Raw genomic sequence first — 16404 nt, 5'->3', positions numbered from 1 at the left:
AATGTCGTGAACCTCAGCGGGATCGTGCAGATCGATGTTCCTTTTCGCGCAGTCTCAGTCTGATGCCCGAGGAATAAGCAGATGACCGTTGCGGGTATTCTACAGAATTGAGGGAAAAAGTTAAAAAACCGTAGCTATTATTTTTATAGGTAATTCCATTGCCCGATGTGAGCCAGCGCCCACATCGGACAGGAAAGCATCAGGCTTCGATGATCGCCTGCAGCTGCAGCTCGTCAAAGATCTGCTTAACCCATTTGTCGACGCGCTCGTTAGTCAGTTCAGGCTGACGATCTTCATCGATGGCGAGGCCGAGAAAGTGTTTGTCGTCTGCCAGACCTTTAGAGGCTTCGAAGTGGTAACCTTCGGTTGGCCAGTGGCCCACAATCACTGCGCCGTTTGGCTCAATGATGTCGCGAATGGTGCCCATCGCGTCACAGAAGTACTCGGCGTAATCTTCCTGATCGCCGCAGCCAAACAGCGCCACCAGCTTACCGTTAAAATCAATCTCTTCCAGCGTCGGGAAGAAGTCATCCCAGTCGCACTGGGCTTCACCGTAGTACCAGGTCGGAATACCCAGCAGCAGAATATCGAATGCTTCGAGATCTTCTTTGGTGCTCTTAGCAATGTCATGCACTTCGGCGACATCTTTACCCAGTTGTTTCTGGATCATTTTTGCAATGTTTTCAGTGTTGCCGGTATCGCTGCCGAAGAAAATGCCTACGATTGCCATGGAGTGAGTAACCTCTTAAATCCTGATTGTGAAAGTAAGTCAGAAGACGACACAGTTATGCGAATGATAGCAGACCGGCGAAAAGCGCGGAATGTGTAAAGCGCTGAGTTTGTGTTCCAGCGTGCGGTCTGCGCACGTTACGCCAGTTTGAGCTGCGCCAGCAGCATTTGTTCAATCAGTTCACTGCGGCTGATGTTCTGCTGCTCGGCCAGCGTATTAAGCGCGTCGACCGCTTCGCTGGACATTTTCAGCTCAACGCGGCGCAGGCCGCGCACCCGGTCGCGCTTCAGCTGGTTGCGCTTATTAATGCGCAGCTGCTCATCACGCGACAGCGGACTGGTTTTAGGGCGACCGGGACGCCGCTCGTCTGCGAAGAGATCGAGCGTGGTACGATCTGTCTGTTCTTTTGCCATGGTTTGTGAAACTGCGTGGGCGCGAACGGCGGAAAGGCGCTGCGCGATTTAAACATTTATCGGCCCGACCGCGGCGAAAAAAGCATCCGCGGCAAATTTTTAGCGCGACATCATACTCCAGCGCCCGGCGCGACGCCAACCCTAAACCGCCCGTAGCAAGCTTTTGCTTTTACAGGTTAAAAAAGCGGCGCACCGCGCGCAGCACGGCATCGGGTTTTTCGGCATGCACCCAGTGGCCAGCACCGCTGATAATGTGCGCCTGCGCCTGCGGGAACTGGCGCAGCAGCGCATCACGGTGCTGATTGTCCAGATAGGGTGAATCACCGCCGCGAATAAACAGCGCCGGATGAGGCCACGCGGGCACCTCCTGCCAGCCGGAGAGCACCGGATAATTGTCCCATAACACCGGCACGTTGAAGCGCCATTCGCCTTCATGGAAAGATTTCAGAATGAACTGAATCACGCCTTCTTCGCGCACGTGCTCACGCATCACGTCGGCCGCAGCGCTGCGGCGCGTGACGCCAGCTGCACTGACCGCGCGGATCGCCGCGAAGATCTCATCATGGCGTCGCGTCTGGTAATCCACCGGCGCGATATCGATCAGCACCATTTTGCCAATCCGTTCGGGCGCAACGGCGCTCAGCGCCATGGCAATTTTGCCGCCCATTGAGTGGCCGATAACATCGACCCGTTCGATGTGGTGCGCATCCAGCGTGTCGACTATATCCTGCGCCAGCGCAGCGTAGTGCATCTCTTCGCTGCGCGGTGACAGGCCGTGGTTACGGACATCCACCTGCAGCGTGGGCCGTGCATCGCGCACGCCGCGCGCCAGTACGCCGAGGTTATCCAGGCTACCAAACAGGCCATGAATTAACAGAATGGGCTGGGCATCAGGGGCAGATTGTTCAGTTTGCAGACGGGCGTTCAAAATCATGGCTAAAGTTCTTTCGGTTGAGACCTGGGCTTAGGGTATCATGGATTCACCTGTCCCGGCGCCAGGCGGTCAGGCATTAGGGCATATTCCGACTTTTGCCCGTAAACGATGCCAGCGCTACCGGCTGTCGCGGATTTAACTTTATAATCCTTATGTTAGAGCCCGCTCACATTTTGCACGACCGGATTTTGTTAAGGCCTTTGCAAAGTAGCGTGGTTCTGCCATTTGCCAGAATCGCACGGAAAAAGATGAAAACGATTGAAGTTGACGAAGAACTCTACCGTTATATTGCCAGCCACACGCAGCACATTGGTGAAAGCGCCTCGGACATTTTGCGCCGTATGCTGAAATTCACTGCCGGCCAGAGCGCATCCGCTGCGCCAGCGGCGAATGCGGCGGTAAAAGAATCACCGGCTGCACGCAGCGAAGCGCGGCCTCAGGATCGCGTGCGCGCCGTGCGTGAGCTGCTGCTGTCTGACGAGTATGCGGAGCAGAAGAAAGCGGTTAATCGCTTCATGCTGATCCTGTCAACGCTTTATCGTCTTGATCCGGCAGCCTTTGCTGATGCCACTGCTTCACTGCAGGGCCGCACCCGCGTTTACTTCGCGGGTGATGAGCACACGCTGTTGCAAAATGGCACCCATACTAAGCCGAAGCACGTGCCCGGCACGCCGTACTGGGTGATCACCAATACCAATACAGGTCGTAAATGCAGCATGGTGGAACACATCATGCTCGCCATGCAGTTCCCGCAGGAACTGGCAGAGAAAGTTTGCGGCACCATTTAAACCGAAGCGTCAGGGAGAAGCGCCAATGGCCAATCACCCCCGTGCCGGGCAACCTGCCCAGCAGAGCGATTTGATTAACGTTGCACAATTAACCTCGCAGTACTACGTCCTGAAGCCGGATGCGGCGAACCCGGACCATGCGGTGAAATTTGGCACCTCCGGCCACCGCGGCAGCGCGGGACGTCATAGCTTCAACGAAGTACACATTCTGGCGATTGCGCAGGCGATCGCTGAAGAGCGTAAAAAGAACGGCATCACCGGCCCGTGCTACGTAGGTAAAGACACCCATGCGCTGTCTGAGCCGGCGATCCTGTCAGTGCTGGAAGTGCTGGCCGCTAACGGCGTTGATGTGATTGTGCAGCAGGACAACGGCTATACGCCGACGCCGGCGATCTCCAACGCCATTCTGGAGCACAACAAGCGCGGCGGCGCGCAGGCGGACGGTATCGTGATTACCCCGTCGCACAACCCGCCGGAAGACGGTGGCATCAAGTACAATCCGCCGAACGGTGGACCGGCTGACACCAACGTCACCAAAGTGGTGGAAGATCGCGCGAATCAGCTGATCAAAGGTGAGCTGAAAGAGGTTAAGCGTCTGGCGCTGGATCAGGCGTGGGCCAGTGGCCACATCGTTGAGCAGGATCTGATCCAGCCATACGTTGAAGGTCTGGCGCAGGTGATTGACTTCCCGGCAATCCAGAAAGCCGGCCTGAAAATCGGTGTCGATCCGCTCGGCGGTTCCGGCATGGCCTACTGGCAGCGCATTGCTGAGCACTACCAGCTGGATCTGACCATCGTCAATGATGCCATCGACCAGACGTTCCGCTTCATGCATCTGGATAAAGATGGCGTGGTGCGCATGGACTGTTCGTCCGAGTGCGCGATGGCCGGTCTGCTGGCGTATAAAGATAAGTTCGATCTGGCCTTCGGTAACGATCCGGATTACGACCGTCACGGCATCGTCACGCCCGCCGGTCTGATGAACCCGAACCACTATCTGGCGGTAGCGATCAACTACCTGTTCCAGCACCGTCCGCAGTGGGGCAAAGAGGTGGCCGTTGGTAAAACGCTGGTTTCCAGCGCGATGATTGACCGCGTGGTGAACGACATTGGTCGCAAGCTGGTGGAAGTCCCGGTCGGCTTCAAATGGTTCGTGGATGGTCTGTTCGACGGCAGCTTTGGCTTTGGCGGCGAAGAGAGCGCCGGCGCCTCGTTCCTGCGTTTCGACGGCTCCGCCTGGTCAACAGACAAAGACGGCATCATCCTGTGTCTGCTGGCGGCGGAAATCACTGCGGTTACCGGTAAGAATCCGCAGCAGCACTATGATGAGCTGGCCGCGCGTTTTGGTGCGCCAAGCTACAACCGTCTGCAGGCACCTGCCACTTCTGCGCAGAAAGCGGCGCTGTCGAAGCTGTCACCTGAAATGGTCAGCGCCGATACGCTGGCGGGCGACGCGATCACCGCACGTCTGACCGCGGCACCGGGCAACGGCGCCTCGATTGGTGGTCTGAAAGTGATGACTGAAAACGGCTGGTTTGCCGCGCGTCCGTCCGGCACGGAAGACGCCTACAAAATCTATTGTGAAAGCTTCCTCGGCGCTGAGCATCGCCAGCAGATAGAGAAAGAAGCGGTAGAAATTGTCAGTGAAGTGCTGAAAAACGCCTGACAGGGCATCCTGCGTGAAGAAGGCCGCGTTTGCGGCCTTTTTTTATGGCATGAAGCGATAGCCGATGCCGGTTTCTGTCAGCAGGTGCGTCGGCTGGGTGGGGTTGGCTTCCAGCTTTTGCCGCAGGTGTCCCATATAGATGCGCAGATAATGGCTGTGTTCCACGGCGTTGGGCCCCCACACCTGGTTAAGCAACTGGCGCTGGGTCAGCACTTTGCCGGCGTTATTCAGCAGCAGGCTGAGCAGGCGAAATTCGGTCGGTGTCAGATGTACCTCTTCACCGCTGCGCAGCACGCGTCGCGCGGCGAGATCGACACTCACCTCGCCAAACTGTACCAGCGGCTCCGGCTGGCTGCGCTGATGGCGGCGCAGCGCTACGCGCACCCGCGCCAGCAGTTCGCCGATGCCAAACGGCTTGGTGAGATAGTCGTCAGCGCCGGCATCCAGCGCCTCTATTTTATCCTGCTCGTCGCTGCGCGCTGACAGCACAATCACCGGCATGCTGCTCCACTGCCGCACTTCGCGGATGAAGGCATTGCCATCGCCGTCCGGTAAACCGAGATCGAGAATCACCAAATCCGGTTTGCGCGTAGCCGCTTCAATCAGGCCGCGCTGCAACTGCTCCGCTTCCACAATCTTCAGGCCTTCGCTCTCCAGCGCCAGGCGCACGAAACGGCGAATCTCCTTTTCATCTTCGACAATCAAGATGGTCGTCACGCTGACTCCTGCGGCAAATAAGGTTAACGCATTACTTTAACAATAAACCGCGACGGCGTCCGTCACGATCTCAGTAACTCGCTGTGATCCAAAATTTTACAAAAATGTAACTTCCTTTCATCCCGGCCAGGGAATGGCTGAAAAAAGATCAAAATAGTGGTCGGATGAGTAGTAAAATTACACAACCAGGCGTAATATCTGAGGCAGATCACATTTCAAAGCAAAATTTACCACGAGGAGGCATTGATGTATCAGGCATATCCACTCGCCAAAATTGTGCTGCGCCGTGTGCTGGTGGTATTGATTGGCGTACTGGCGCTGCCAGTGATGCTGTTCCGCCAGGATCGCGCGCGCTTCTACAGTTATCTGCACCGCATGTGGTGCAAAACCAGCACCAAACCAGTCTGGCTGGCGCAATCGGAAGCGGCAGGCGGTATCTACTGGTAACGCCCGGCTTCGCGGTGATAACCCGGTGACCTCGCTCGAGGCACCGGGTTTTTTTATCTTAAAGTGGTGCGACAAACGCATTGTCCCGCTGTTATCTCGCGGCATTTCAGCTACACTTAAACCTCTACAAGATTTTGGAGGTTGTACAAGTATGAGCGAGAAAATTCCTGTAGGTATCAGTGCCTGCCTGCTCGGGGATAGCGTCCGATTCGATGGCGGCCACAAGCGTTTTGCCTTTGCAACTGACGAGCTCGCGCCATTTGTGCGCTTCGAACCTGTCTGCCCGGAAATGGCCATCGGTCTGCCGACGCCGCGCCCGGCGCTGCGGCTGGTCAAACAGAGCGACGATCAGATCCACCTGTGTTTCAGTAAAGACGGCGGGGAAGAGCTGACCGACGACATGGCCCGCTGGTCTGCGGAGCGCGTTAAATCGCTGCACCATCTGTGCGGCTACATCCTGTGTGCCAAATCGCCGAGCTGCGGACTGGAGCGCGTGCGCGTCTACGAGCCTGACACTAACAACAATCGCAAAGCCGGCACCGGCGTGTTCACCTCGTTCCTGCAGAAAGAGCTACCGTGGCTGCCGCTGGAAGAGGATGGACGCCTGCACGATGATGCGATCCGCGAAAACTTCATGGGGCGCGTCTATGCGCTGCATGAGTTCAACGAAATGTGGCGCAGCGGGCTGACGCGCCACAAGCTGATTGCCTTCCATAGTCGCTACAAATTACTGCTGCTGTCGCATGCGCAGGATGAGTACCGCGAAATGGGGCGGTTTGTCGCGGCAATGGAACAGTGGGAGTCACTGGATGCGTACGCCTTTGAATACCGTAACCGTCTGATGCACCTGATGTCGCACCTGGCGTCGCGTCGTAATCACACCAATGTGCTGATGCACGTACAGGGCTATTTCCGGCCGAAGCTGAGTTCACCGCAGCGTCAGGAGCTGGCGCAGCTGATCGACCGCTACCGTCGCGGTGTGCAGCCGTTGCTGGCCCCCATCACCATGCTGAAACATTACATGGCAGAGTTCCCGCACCCGTGGCTGGCGCAGCAGCGTTATTTCGATCCCTACCCGGAAGCGCTGCGTCTGCGCTACGGCCAGTAAACACGGAGCGTTATGAGCACTCACTTAGTCTGGCTGCGTAACGATTTGCGCATGAATGATAACAGCGCACTGGCCGCGGCCTGCCGCGACAGTCAGGCCGAGGTGCTGGCGCTGTTCATCGCCACGCCCGGCCAGTGGCAGCAACACAGCATGGCCCCCAAACAGGCGGCTTTTATCCACCAAAATCTGTGCCTGCTGCAGCAGTCGCTGGCAGAACGCGGTATTAAGCTGCACTATCATCAGTGCGATGACTTCGCCGCGTCGGTCGACTATCTGGCGACCTTCTGCCAGCAGCACAAGGTGGATGCGCTGTTTTACAACTATCAGTATGAAATCAATGAGCGCCAGCGCGATGCTGCGGTTGAGAAGCAGCTCGATCAACAGGGCGTAGTGTGCCAGGGATTCGATGACAGCCTGCTGTTACCGCCGGGCAGCGTACAGACCGGCAGCAACAGCATGTTCAAAGTGTTCACGCCGTTCAGCAAAGCGTTTATCCGGCGTCTGCAACAGGGGCTGCCAGAGTGCCATCACGCACCAAAAGCGCGCGCCGGGGCACCCGTGGCCGCCGGCAAGAAAATAGCGGCATTCGATTATCCTGTGGAAAAATTCGACGAAACCTGGTTCCCCGCCGGAGAAGAGGCGGCGCTGAAGCAGCTGCGCCAGTTTGCTCAGCAGCGGGTGGAAAAATATGACCAGCAGCGCGACATGCCGGCGATTGACGGCACCAGCCGCCTGTCGCCATATCTGGCGATTGGTGTGCTGTCGCCGCGTCAGTGCCTGCATCGCATTCTGAAGGAGCATCCGCAGGCGCTGAACAACGGCAGCGCGCTGGTGTGGCTGAATGAACTGGTCTGGCGCGAATTTTATCGTCACCTGATGGTGGCCTTTCCGGCGCTGTGTAAGCATCAGCCGTTTGTCGACTGGACGCGCAACGTCAGCTGGCAACAGAATGAGCAACACCTTACCGCCTGGCAGCAGGGCAAAACCGGTTATCCGATTGTTGACGCAGCGATGCGCCAGCTCAATACGCTGGGCTGGATGCACAACCGGTTACGCATGATCACCGCCAGCTTTCTGGTGAAAGATCTGCTGATTGACTGGCGCGAGGGTGAACGCTATTTCATGCAGCAGCTGATTGACGGCGATCTGGCGGCTAACAACGGTGGCTGGCAGTGGGCCGCGTCGACCGGCACCGACGCTGCGCCTTACTTCCGCATCTTCAACCCGACGACCCAGGGCGAGCGCTTTGATAAGCAGGGCGAGTTTATCCGCCGGTGGCTGCCGGAGCTGCAAGACGTGCCGGACAGCGCCATCCATCAACCGCACGCCTGGGCAGAGAAAAATAACAAGAAACTCGATTATCCGGCGCCAATCGTGGAACATAAGGCGGCACGTAAAAAGACATTAGACGCCTTCGAGCGCGCGCGCAGCGCAGCCTGAGGCGGTCACGGAGCCGTTATGAACAATTTCGAGTTAGAACAGATCGTCAATCAGCAACTCAACACCAGTGCCTTCAGCGACTATGCGCCCAACGGTTTGCAGGTTGAGGGGCGTGAGCAGGTGCGCCGTGTAATCACCGGCGTGACGGCCTGTCAGGCGCTGCTGGATGAGGCGGTAAAACGCCAGGCCGATGCGATACTGGTGCACCATGGCTACTTCTGGAAGAGCGAAGCGCCGGTAATTAAAGGGATGAAGCGCCAGCGTCTGCGCACGCTGCTGGCCAATGACATCAACCTGTACGGCTGGCACCTGCCGCTCGATGCTCACCCACAGTTGGGCAACAACGCCCAGCTGGCCACGCTGTTTGATATCGACGTCAAAGGTGAAATTCAGCCGCTGGTGCCCTGGGGCGAGCTGGCTAAGCCGCTAAGCGGTCCGGCGCTGGCGGAAAAAATCGCGGCGCGCCTTGGACGCCAGCCGCTGCACTGCGGTGATAATGCTCCGGCGCTGATTCGCCGGGTGGCATGGTGCAGCGGTGGCGGCCAGGGCTTTATCGATGCGGCCGCCGCCTTTGGCGTTGACGCCTTTATCAGCGGTGAAGTTTCTGAGCAGACCATCCACAGCGCCCGTGAACAGGGGCTGCATTTCTTTGCTGCCGGGCATCACGCCACCGAACGCGGCGGCATCAAAGCGCTCGGTGAGTGGCTCGCCAGCCAGCATGGTCTGGATGTGACTTTTATCGATATCGACAACCCCGCCTGACCGCCTCGCTTATGCGCCCGGAAAACACGTGCCGGGCGCAAATCAGTTGACACATCTCCTTCACTTTCGCATAACTTATTGACTTTTCGCATAAGCGAATGCCCTGAGGCGCGCCGTCACTGCGGTCACGGCGCGTTTAATTAATGACCGGGAGGTGGGTTTTGCAACGAGCACGTTGTTATCTGCTGGGTGAGCGGGCGGTGGTGCTGGAGCTGGAACCGCCGGTTTCGCTCGTCAGCCAGCAGCGCATCTGGGGATTGTGCCAGCGGCTGCAGCAGAATGAGCAGATCGCGGAAGTGATTCCGGGCATGAATAACCTGACGCTGCTGCTGCGCGATCCGCAGCTGAAAGCGCTGGATGCTATCGAGCGTTTGCAGCGCTGGTGGGAAGAGAGCGAGGTGCTGCTGGCCGAGCCGCGTCAGGTGGAAATTCCGGTGGTGTATGGCGGCGCGGGCGGACCGGATCTGGCGGAGGTCGCCCGTGCGGCGGAGCTGAACTCGCAACAGGTGGTGGAGCTGCACAGCAGCGCGGATTACGTGGTCTATTTCATTGGCTTTCAGCCGGGTTTCCCTTATCTCGGCGGGCTGGATGAGCGGCTGCACACGCCGCGTCGCGCCGAGCCCCGGCTGGTAGTGCCTGGCGGTTCGGTGGGCATTGGCGGCAGCCAGACCGGCATCTATCCGCTGGCCGCGCCCGGTGGCTGGCAGCTGATTGGCCACACGCCGCTCAACCTGTTCGATCCACAACAGCAGCCGCCGACGCTGTTGCGTCCCGGCGACAGCGTCCGCTTCGTGCCACAACGGGAGGGCGTATGTTAAACATTTTGCGTGCCGGATTAATGACCTCGGTGCAGGATCGCGGCCGCCACGGCTGGCGGCAATACGGCATCAGCCTGAGCGGCGCACTGGATGAGCCTTCAATGCGCACGGCCAATATGCTGGTCGGCAATGCGGAAAACAGCGCGGTGCTGGAAATTGTGCTCGGTCAGTTCAAAGCGGAGTTTCGTCGCGACGGCTGGTTTGCGCTGACCGGTGCCAGCTGCAGCGCCGAACTGGATGGCCAGCCGGTGTGGACCGGCTGGCGTCTGCCGGTGAAAAAAGGCCAGGTGCTGAGTCTGTCCATGCCCACGCGCGGTATGCGCAGCTATCTGGCGGTGAACGGCGGTTTCGCCATCGATGCGATGCTGGGCTCACACAGCACCGATCTCAAAGCGGCCTTTGGCGGCTGGCAGGGGCGTAAACTGCAGGATGGCGATCAGCTGCCGCTGGGCAAGCCGACGCGCCGCTTCAGCCATCAGGCTGGCGTCCGGCAGCTGCTGTGGGGCAACCGCATCCGCGCGCTGCCGGGGCCGGAATACAACGAATTTACCCACGACGCGCAGGACGCATTCTGGCGTAACCCGTGGCAGCTCAGCCCGCAAAGTAACCGCATGGGCTACCGGCTGCAGGGCAGTCCACTGCAGCGCAGTGTCGCACGTGAACTGCTGTCGCACGGCCTGGTGCCGGGTGTGGTGCAGGTGCCGCCGAACGGTCAGCCGATTGTGCTGATGGCCGATGCGCAAACCACCGGCGGCTATCCGCGTATTGCCTGCGTCATCGAAGCCGATCTCTATCAGCTGGCGCAGATTCGTCTGGGAGAACCGATTCACTTCATCCGCTGCACGCTGGAGGAGGCGCTGCTGGCCAAACAGCAGCAGCAACGTTCGCTTGATCAGATAGCCTGGGGGCTTGCTCATGAAGATCGATCTTAACGCCGACCTCGGTGAAGGCAGTGCCAGCGATCGGGCCCTGCTGGAACTGGTGAGCTCGGCCAACATCGCCTGCGGTTTCCATGCCGGCGATGCCGAAACCATGCTGCAGTCGGTGCGCTGGGCCAGCGCCAATGGCGTGGCGATTGGTGCGCATCCGAGCTTTCCCGACCGGGAAAATTTTGGCCGGACCGCCATGCAGCTGCCGCCGGAAACCGTCTACGCGCAGGTGATCTACCAGATTGGTGCCCTGAAAAGCCTCGCCGAAAGTGAAGGGGCGAAGCTGGTGCACGTGAAGCCGCACGGCATGCTGTATAACCAGGCGGCGGCGGATGCAGCGCTGGCGGATGCGATTGCGCGCGCGGTGAAAGCCGTCGATCCGGCGCTGATTCTGGTTGGCCTGGCGGGCAGCGCCTCAATTGCCGCCGCCGCGCATCATGGTCTGCGTACGCGCGAAGAAGTGTTTGCTGACCGCGGCTATCTGGCCAGTGGCGCGCTGGTGCCGCGCAGCCAGCCGGGGGCGTTAATCGAAGAGGCTGAGCAGGCGCTGGCGCAGACGCTCACCATGGTGCAGCAGCGTCAGGTGCGCAGCGTCAGCGGTGAATGGGTAGCGGTGAATGCGCAGACGGTCTGTCTGCACGGCGATGGCGCCCATGCGCTGGAATTCGCCCGCACGCTGCGCGCCGCTTTTGCGACAAATCAGATTGCTGTCACCAGCGCCTGATCATTGACTGTTAGCCCGGCCTGTTGCCGGGCTTTTTATTTCTGACGAGGGGAAAACATGGATAACGTGGTCAATCTCTGGCCGTTACTCGGCATTGCCGCGATTGTGCTCGGCTTTGTGCTGCGCTTCAACCCGGTGCTGGTGGTGATTGTTGCCGGTTTTGTCACCGGGCTGGCGGCGCATATGCCGCTCGGCGATATTCTGGAGAAGCTCGGTTCCGGCTTTCTCAATACCCGTAATCTGCCGCTGATCCTGCTGTTACCGCTGGCGGTCATCGGATTGCTGGAGCGCCACGGTTTGAAAGAGCGGGCGCAGACGTGGATCGCCCGGATCAAAACCGCCACCGCCGGCCGTTTACTGATCGTCTATCTGTTCGTGCGTGAGCTGACTGCGGCGCTGGGGCTGACCAGCCTGGGCGGGCATCCGCAGATGGTGCGTCCGCTGCTGGCGCCGATGGCCGAAGGTGCTACTGAAAACCGTTACGGCAGCGTATCACCGGAGATTCGTCAGCGGCTGCGCGCCATGTCGGCGGCTACCGATAACGTCGGGCTGTTCTTCGGTGAAGATATTTTCGTGGCCTTCGGCGCGATCATTTTTATGCACAACTTTATGCAGGAGTCAGCGGGCATCAGCACCGAACCGTTGCACATCGCGCTGTGGGGCATTCCGACCGCACTGTGTGCGTTCCTGATTCATGCTGCGCGACTGGTGCGGCTCGACCGTCAGCTGTCGCGTGAGCTGGGCGCGCTCAACCAGCAGGCGCTGCGCGCAAAAGGAGGTGAGTGATGTTTCAGCAACAGTATCTGATGTGGCTGGCCGGGGCGATCCTGCTGATTGTCGCGCTGCTGTCATGGCGCGATAGCGGCAACCCGCGCCGTTTTACCACCGGTTTATTCTGGGCGCTGTACGGTCTGATTTTCCTGATTGGTGACGGTGCTTATCAACTGATGGGGCAGTGGGCCGGTGATGCGGAGCTGGGACGTCGCTGGTTGCATATTGCGGTGGGCGCGGCGGTAGTGGTCATGGCGCTGATTGCCGGGTTCGGCGGCGTGCGCCTCGGTCGCTATCATCAGCGCAGCGATGAACAGAAGCAGCAGAGCGCGCAGCGTCTCGGCAATAAGCTGTTCCTGCCGGCGCTGGCAATTCCGCTGGTGACGGTGATTGGCGTGCTGGCGTTCAATCATATTCCCGGTCTGCAGGATAAGGTATTTGGCCCGGGCAATCATTCGACGCTGGTCACGCTGTTTTCGATGATGATTGGCTGCGTGCTGGGCTGGCTGATTGCGCTGAAGTTTACCCACGAGAAGCCGCTGCAGTCGATGCAGGAGACGCGGCGTTTGCTGGATGCGGTTGGCTGGGCGTTTATTTTGCCGCAGATCCTCGCCACGCTCGGCCTGCTGTTTACCAGCGCCGGCGTCGGCACGGCGATTTCGCATCTGACCGAACACTATCTGGCGGTGGATAACCGGCTGATTGCGGTGGCGGTATATGCGCTGGGCATGGCGCTGCTGACCATGGTGATGGGCAACGCGTTTGCGGCGTTTCCGATTGTCACCGCCGGCATCGGTATTCCGATTCTGGTGCTGCAGCACGGTGGCAATCCGGCGGTGATGGCGGCGATCGGCATGTTCTGCGGTTACTGCGGCACGCTGATGACGCCGATGGCTGCCAACTTCAATATCGTTCCGGCACGTTTACTGGAGCTGCCGGACCGCAATGCGGTGATCAAGGCTCAGGTGCCAACCGGTGTGCTACTGTTACTGGTAAATATTTTCCTGCTTTATTTCCTGATGTTCCTGTGAGGTTGCGATGAAAACGGTGTTAATGACGGCGTTCGAGCCGTTTGGCGGCGAGCGCATTAATCCGTCGTGGGAAGCGGTGCGCAGCTTTGATGGTCGGGAGTTCGGCGGCGCGCGGATTGTGGTGCGCCAGCTGCCGGTGGTATTCGCCCGCTGCGGCCAGGTGCTGACCACCGCGCTGGAAGAGCTGCAGCCGCACCGCGTGCTGTGCGTCGGCCAGGCTGGCGGGCGCAGCGATATCAGCGTAGAGCGCGTGGCGATTAATGTGAACGATGCGCGTATTCCGGATAACGACCAGCAGCAGCCGGTCGATCAGCCGATTGTCGCCGGGGGACCGGCGGCCTATTTTTCCACGCTGCCGATCAAAGCGATAGTCGCGGCACTGCGCGAAGTGGGGATTCCGGCTTCGGTGTCGCAAACCGCCGGGACGTTTACCTGTAATAACGTCATGTATCACCTGCTGCACTGGCTGCAGACCACAGGCAGCGCAGCACGCGGCGGTTTCGTGCATATCCCGTATATGCCGCAGCAGGCGGCGCAGCATCCTGGCGCACCGAGTATGTCGACCGCCAGTGTGATCCAGGCGCTGGAAACGTCGCTGCAGGTGATTCTCAGCACAGAGAAAGACATTCGCGAAGTGGGCGGCGCAACCCATTAATCAGGAGCGGTTATGCCAGAGGGACCGGAGATCCGCCGCGCGGCGGATCAACTTGCAGCGGCAATGGTGGGCAAGCCTCTGACCGAGGTGTGGTTTGCTTTTCCGGCGCTGAAGACCTACGAACCGGCGCTGATGGGGGAAACCATCGACGCCTTTGAAACGCGCGGCAAGGCACTGCTGACGCACTTCTCCAACGGGCTGACGCTGTACAGCCATAATCAGCTGTACGGTGTGTGGCGTGTGGTGCCGAGCGGGACTGAGCCCAATACTTCGCGCCAGCTGCGCGTGCGGCTGGGTAATGCCGACCGGGCAATTTTGCTGTATAGCGCTTCGGATATTGAGCTGCTGAACGCAGATACGCTCGGCGCGCATCCGTTTTTGCAACGCGTCGGACCGGACGTGCTGGACGCTACGCTGACGGTGGAAGAGGTGCGCGAGCGGCTGCTGTCGCCGCGTTTTCGTCGCCGCCAGTTCAGCGGTTTGTTGCTGGATCAGGCATTTCTCGCCGGGCTCGGCAACTATCTGCGCGTCGAGATTTTATGGCACGCCGGTTTGCTGGCGCAGCATCGTGCACAGGATTTGAGCGACCAGCAGCTGGATGCGTTGAGCCACGCCATGCTGGCGGTGCCGCGTTTGTCTTATCAGATGCGTGGCAGCATGAAGAAGTATCACGAAGAGGCAGCGTTTCGTTTCGAGGTGTTTCACCGTCAGGGCAAAAAGTGCCGGCGCTGCGGCACCGTCATTGAGAAAGGCGTACTGTCATCACGACCGTTTTACTGGTGTCCGGGCTGTCAGCATTGAGTTTTGGTCACTATTAGACGAGGCATGAGACAGGCCATCATCGTCTTGCGGCAAACTGCACCAGAGCTAATGCACTGACTGGCTGAGCCCCGGGGCAGGCAATCCGCAGCGCTGAACAGCATGAGGAAGTCAGGATGAGACCGCATGGATGCGGGCGAAAGCCGGAGCCGGGACAGGATGTCCCGTCGACGGCGGTCCGTCAGACTGACGAAGGATGTGAAGGTACCGCGTCAGCGGCGCGAGGACGCCTGAAACGGGGCTCAGCCAGGCAGGGCTCTGCACGATATAGCATGAACTTCTGTGGGATGCTAAAAAAGAAAAGGGCGGGATAACCCGCCCTGATTGTTATTTTTTCAGCGCCGAGCTGAATTCGCGCTCGGTGTAACCGGTGTAGAGCTGACGTGGGCGGGCAATCTTCATGCCTTCGTCGTGCATCTCTTTCCAGTGCGCAATCCAGCCAACGGTACGCGCCATCGCGAAGATCACGGTAAACATTGATGACGGAATGCCCATCGCTTTCAGAATGATGCCGGAATAGAAATCGACGTTCGGATAGAGTTTGCGCTCGATAAAGTACGGGTCGTTCAGCGCGATGTGCTCCAGCTCCATCGCCACTTCCAGCAGGTCGTCCTTCATGCCCAGCTCGTTCAGCACTTCATGACAGGTTTCACGCATCACGGTCGCGCGCGGGTCATAGTTCTTATACACACGGTGACCGAAGCCCATCAGACGGAACGAATCGTTCTTATCCTTGGCGCGACGCACGAATTCCGGGATGTGATCCACGGTGCTGATCTCTTCCAGCATACGCAGCGTGGCTTCGTTGGCACCACCGTGCGCAGGTCCCCACAGCGAGGCGATACCGGCGGCGATACAGGCAAACGGGTTGGCACCGGAAGAACCGGCGGTACGCACGGTAGAGGTTGATGCGTTCTGTTCGTGGTCAGCGTGCAGGATCAGGATACGGTCCATGGCGCGTTCCAGCACCGGGTTCACTTTGTACTCTTCACACGGCGTAGCAAACATCATGTGCAGGAAGTTACCGGCATAGGAGAGATCGTTACGCGGATACACAAACGGCTGGCCGATGGAGTATTTGTAACACATCGCGGCCATGGTCGGCATTTTTGACAGCAGGCGGAAGGCGGCGATTTCACGGTGACGTTCAATATTCACGTCTAATGAATCGTGATAGAAGGCGGCCAGCGCGCCGGTCACGCCGCACATCACCGCCATCGGGTGTGAATCACGACGGAAGCCGTGGAACAGGCGGGTGATCTGCTCGTGAATCATGGTGTGACGGGTTACGGTGGTGCGGAACTCGTCGTACTGCGCCTGTGTTGGGGCTTCGCCGTTCAGCAGGATGTAGCACACTTCCAGATAGTTTGAGTGGGTAGCCAGCTGATCGATGGGGAAACCGCGATGTAACAAAATCCCTTCATCACCATCAATAAAGGTAATTTTTGATTCGCAGGACGCCGTAGAGGTAAAACCGGGGTCGAAGGTGAACAGGCCTTTTGAGCCAAGGGCGCGGACATCAACAACATCCTGTCCCAGCGTGCCTTGCATCACATCCAGTTCCACGGAGTTGTTATCTTGTAGGGTTAGCGTCACTTTTTTATCTGTCATTTTTCGTCTCCATAGCGCCTTAGTAGGTAAGGATCTTAGAC

General features: G+C 58.9%; 18 protein-coding genes. 13 read left to right on the top strand and 5 right to left on the bottom strand.

From position 1 onward, the window contains the following. Nucleotides 1-199: 199 nt before the first annotated feature. From fldA to ybfF, 3 genes are all read right to left on the bottom strand, one after another. Nucleotides 200-730 (bottom strand): flavodoxin FldA, encoded by a 531-nt coding sequence (gene fldA, locus C1N84_RS13170; RefSeq protein ID WP_021508557.1) that lies wholly within the window; start codon nt 728-730, stop codon nt 200-202. A gap of 137 nt (nt 731-867) precedes the next feature. Next, a complete protein-coding gene (ybfE, locus tag C1N84_RS13165) occupies nt 868-1143 on the bottom strand; it encodes a LexA regulated protein (RefSeq protein WP_010616122.1) in 276 nt (91 codons plus the stop codon). A gap of 169 nt (nt 1144-1312) precedes the next feature. Further along, complete coding sequence (ybfF, locus tag C1N84_RS13160) at nt 1313-2077, bottom strand: esterase (protein WP_264441517.1); 765 nt, start codon at nt 2075-2077, stop codon at nt 1313-1315. A gap of 248 nt (nt 2078-2325) precedes the next feature. On the opposite strand from ybfF, the gene seqA reads away from it, so the two are divergent. Together seqA and pgm are read left to right on the top strand one after the other, a co-directional pair. Next, entirely contained in the window at nt 2326-2865 is a 540-nt protein-coding gene (seqA, locus tag C1N84_RS13155; protein WP_264441516.1) for a replication initiation negative regulator SeqA, read from the top strand. A gap of 25 nt (nt 2866-2890) precedes the next feature. Continuing rightward, entirely contained in the window at nt 2891-4531 is a 1641-nt protein-coding gene (pgm, locus tag C1N84_RS13150) for a phosphoglucomutase (alpha-D-glucose-1,6-bisphosphate-dependent) (RefSeq protein ID WP_264441515.1), read from the top strand. A 42-nt stretch (nt 4532-4573) separates the two neighbouring features. Here the strand turns inward: pgm and kdpE are convergent, their stop codons facing one another. After that, complete coding sequence (gene kdpE, locus C1N84_RS13145) at nt 4574-5248, bottom strand: two-component system response regulator KdpE (RefSeq protein ID WP_021508554.1); 675 nt, start codon at nt 5246-5248, stop codon at nt 4574-4576. 246 nt (nt 5249-5494) lie between these two features. Here kdpE and C1N84_RS13140 point away from each other — a divergent pair, with 246 nt between their 5' ends. The 11 genes from C1N84_RS13140 to nei all read left to right on the top strand — a co-directional run bounded on the left by C1N84_RS13140 (nt 5495) and on the right by nei (nt 14734). Further along, nucleotides 5495-5695 (top strand): YbfA family protein, encoded by a 201-nt coding sequence (locus C1N84_RS13140; protein ID WP_031279882.1) that lies wholly within the window; start codon nt 5495-5497, stop codon nt 5693-5695. A 151-nt stretch (nt 5696-5846) separates the two neighbouring features. After that, nucleotides 5847-6803: a YbgA family protein gene (locus C1N84_RS13135; protein ID WP_394541636.1), complete on the top strand. Its 957-nt coding sequence runs from the start codon at nt 5847-5849 to the stop codon at nt 6801-6803. Between the two features lie 12 nt (nt 6804-6815). Beyond that, on the top strand, nt 6816-8243 hold the full coding sequence (phrB, locus tag C1N84_RS13130) for a deoxyribodipyrimidine photo-lyase (RefSeq protein ID WP_264441514.1): 1428 nt from the start codon (nt 6816-6818) through the stop codon (nt 8241-8243). A gap of 18 nt (nt 8244-8261) precedes the next feature. Beyond that, the gene (locus C1N84_RS13125; protein ID WP_264441513.1) at nt 8262-9005 is read left to right on the top strand and encodes a type 2 GTP cyclohydrolase I; all 744 of its coding nucleotides are present in this window, start codon (nt 8262-8264) and stop codon (nt 9003-9005) included. A gap of 161 nt (nt 9006-9166) precedes the next feature. Continuing rightward, the gene (gene pxpB / locus C1N84_RS13120; protein ID WP_264441512.1) at nt 9167-9823 is read left to right on the top strand and encodes a 5-oxoprolinase subunit PxpB; all 657 of its coding nucleotides are present in this window, start codon (nt 9167-9169) and stop codon (nt 9821-9823) included. Then, entirely contained in the window at nt 9817-10755 is a 939-nt protein-coding gene (gene pxpC / locus C1N84_RS13115; protein WP_058757884.1) for a 5-oxoprolinase subunit PxpC, read from the top strand. The genes pxpB and pxpC overlap by 7 nt, the downstream gene beginning before the upstream one ends. Beyond that, nucleotides 10739-11476, top strand: coding sequence for a 5-oxoprolinase subunit PxpA (gene pxpA, locus C1N84_RS13110; RefSeq protein ID WP_058769446.1), 738 nt, complete (start codon nt 10739-10741; stop codon nt 11474-11476). Before pxpC ends, pxpA begins: the two co-directional genes overlap by 17 nt. Before the next feature lie 57 nt (nt 11477-11533). Continuing rightward, nucleotides 11534-12262: a DUF969 domain-containing protein gene (locus C1N84_RS13105; protein ID WP_021508546.1), complete on the top strand. Its 729-nt coding sequence runs from the start codon at nt 11534-11536 to the stop codon at nt 12260-12262. Then, nucleotides 12262-13278: a DUF979 domain-containing protein gene (locus C1N84_RS13100; protein ID WP_264441511.1), complete on the top strand. Its 1017-nt coding sequence runs from the start codon at nt 12262-12264 to the stop codon at nt 13276-13278. The genes C1N84_RS13105 and C1N84_RS13100 overlap by 1 nt, the downstream gene beginning before the upstream one ends. Nucleotides 13279-13285: 7 nt before the next feature. After that, complete coding sequence (pcp, locus tag C1N84_RS13095) at nt 13286-13933, top strand: pyroglutamyl-peptidase I (protein WP_264441510.1); 648 nt, start codon at nt 13286-13288, stop codon at nt 13931-13933. Between the two features lie 12 nt (nt 13934-13945). Then, nucleotides 13946-14734 carry an endonuclease VIII gene (nei, locus tag C1N84_RS13090; protein WP_058769449.1) on the top strand — a complete coding sequence of 263 codons (789 nt, stop codon included), beginning with the start codon at nt 13946-13948 and terminating at the stop codon, nt 14732-14734. Nucleotides 14735-15079: 345 nt separating this feature from the next. Here the strand turns inward: nei and C1N84_RS13085 are convergent, their stop codons facing one another. After that, the gene (locus C1N84_RS13085; protein ID WP_021508542.1) at nt 15080-16363 is read right to left on the bottom strand and encodes a citrate synthase; all 1284 of its coding nucleotides are present in this window, start codon (nt 16361-16363) and stop codon (nt 15080-15082) included. Nucleotides 16364-16404: the final 41 nt, after the last annotated feature.

The sequence above is a fragment of the Pantoea sp. SGAir0418 genome, assembly GCF_043529865.1.
Note: the sequence above shows the minus strand (reverse complement) of the source record. Positions and strands in the feature narration are given on the sequence as shown.